The 2260-nt window shown below is 66.2% G+C and carries 2 protein-coding genes; both read left to right on the plus strand.

The features are described from left to right. Positions 1-275: 275 nt before the first annotated feature. Positions 276-1772 (plus strand): cytochrome ubiquinol oxidase subunit I, encoded by a 1497-nt coding sequence (locus ACFWPJ_RS30825; RefSeq protein ID WP_378856737.1) that lies wholly within the window; start codon positions 276-278, stop codon positions 1770-1772. A 9-nt stretch (positions 1773-1781) separates the two neighbouring features. Then, positions 1782-2260: cytochrome d ubiquinol oxidase subunit II (cydB, locus tag ACFWPJ_RS30830; protein ID WP_378856739.1), on the plus strand; the 479-nt coding region annotated here is incomplete at its 3' end.

Genomic DNA, 2260 nt, shown 5'->3' on the forward strand with positions numbered 1-2260 from the left:
AAAATCTCTTCATATATATTTTTTGTGGGGGTTTGGGTGGGCGGGGGGCCGGGGGTGGGGGCCCCCCCCCCGGCGGGGCCCCCCCGCGCTGTGGTTGTGGGGGTGGGGGGGCACGGGTGGGCGTGCCCCCGCGGCGCCGGGAATCCCCGGTCGGACCGCGTATATCCCATCGTGCGGCAACCTTTCGGCGTGTCGTGGCGGTTGTCACGCTCAACCGGGGTAGATCCAGGCGTACGATCTACTACGACTTGTCGTAGTAGAAGCTGGAGGGTCGGATGGACATTGTGGACGTCTCCCGGTGGCAATTCGGTATCACCACCGTCTATCACTTCATCTTCGTACCGCTGACCATCGGCCTGGCGCCGCTGATCGCCATCATGCAGACCGCCTGGGTGATCACCGGCAAGGAACGCTGGTACCGGCTCACCAAGTTCTTCGGCAAGCTGTTCCTGATCAACTTCGCCATCGGTGTCGCCACCGGCATCGTGCAGGAATTCCAGTTCGGGATGAACTGGAGCGAGTACTCCCGCTTCATCGGCGACATCTTCGGCGCGCCACTGGCGCTGGAAGCGCTCATCGCGTTCTTCCTGGAGTCGACGTTCATCGGCCTGTGGATCTTCGGCTGGACCCGGCTCCCGAAACTCGTGCACCTGGCGACCATCTGGATCGTGGCCTTCGGCGTGAACGCGTCGGCCTACTTCATCGTCGCCGCGAACTCGTTCATGCAGCATCCGGTCGGCGCGCGCTACAACCCCGAGACCGAACGCGCTGAGCTGGAAAGCATCTGGGCGCTGCTCACCAACAACACGACACTGGCCGCGTTCCCGCACGTCGTCGCGGGCGCGTTCCTCACGGCGGGCACCTTCGTCGCGGGCATCGCGGGCTGGTGGATGGTGCGCAACGCGCGCAGCGGGGATCCGGCGAAACTCGAGGACGCGCGCGTCATGTGGCGGCCGGTGGCGCGGCTTTCGCTGGTGGTTGTCGCCCTGGCCGGCGTCGCGGTGATCTTCACCGGTGACATCCAGGGCAAGCTGATGTTCGAGCAGCAGCCGATGAAGATGGCCTCGGCGGAATCGTTGTGCCACACCCAGACCGACCCCGACTTCTCGATTCTCACCGTCGGCACGCACAACAACTGCGACAGTGTCACCCACGTGCTAGAGGTGCCCTATGTGCTGCCGTACCTGGCCGAGGGCAAGTTCACCGACGTGACCCTCGACGGCGTCGTCGACCTGCAGCAGACCTACAACGTCAAGTACGGGCCCGGCGACTACCGGCCGAACCTGTTCGTCACCTACTGGGCCTTCCGCGCCATGATCGGCCTGGCCGCGGGCTCGGTGCTGCTGCTGCTCGCCGGATTCTGGGTGACCCGCGGGGGCCGGGTGCCCGACCAGCGCTGGTTCTCCTGGTTGAGCCTGCTCGCGATCCCCACCCCGTTCCTGGCCAACGCCGCGGGCTGGGTGTTCACCGAGATGGGCCGCCAGCCCTGGGCGGTCGTGCCCAACCCGACCGGCGACCCGAACATCCGGATGACGGTGCAGCAGGCGGTCTCCGACCACGCGCCCGCGACGGTCGTGTTCTCCCTCGTGGTGTTCACGCTGCTCTACGGCGTGCTGGCGGTGGTGTGGTTCTACCTGATCCGCCGGTACACCGTCGCCGGGCCGGACGAGCCGACGCCGCCCACTCCCGGCGAGGGACCGGACGGCCCGGGCACCGGCGGGCATCGCAAACCGGAAGAGCCTGCCGTCGAACAACTTTCCTTCGCTTACTAGGAGCCGGTGATGGATCTGCAGCAGTTCTGGTTCGTACTGATCGGCGTGCTGTTCACCGGCTACTTCGTGCTGGAGGGCTTCGATTTCGGGGTCGGCATGCTGATGCCGATCCTCGGCAAGGGCTCCGATACGCGCAGGCGCGTTGTGCTCAACACCATCGGCCCGGTGTGGGACGCCAACGAGGTCTGGCTGATCACCGCGGGCGGCGCGATGTTCGCGGCCTTCCCCGAGTGGTACGCGAGCATGTTCTCCGGGCTCTATCTGGCGCTGTTGCTGTTGCTGGTCGCGCTGATCCTGCGGATCTGCGCGATCGAATACCGCGCCAAGATCAACGATCCGAAGTGGCGGGCCTGGTGCGATATCGGCATCGGGATCGGCTCCTGGATCCCGGCGCTGGCCTGGGGCTGGGTGTTCGCGAACCTGGTGCGCGGGGTGCCGCTGAACGAGGATCGCCAGATCGTCGGCTCGGTGTGGGATCTGCTCAGCCC

Source organism: Nocardia sp. NPDC058497 (genome assembly GCF_042720195.1).
Taxonomy (GTDB): Bacteria; Actinomycetota; Actinomycetes; order Mycobacteriales; family Mycobacteriaceae; genus Nocardia.

Coding starts and splice junctions, on each gene's coding strand:
- ACFWPJ_RS30825 (WP_378856737.1), top strand. CDS start 276: ATGGACATTGTGGACGTCTCCCGGTGGCAATTCGGTATCACCACCGTC.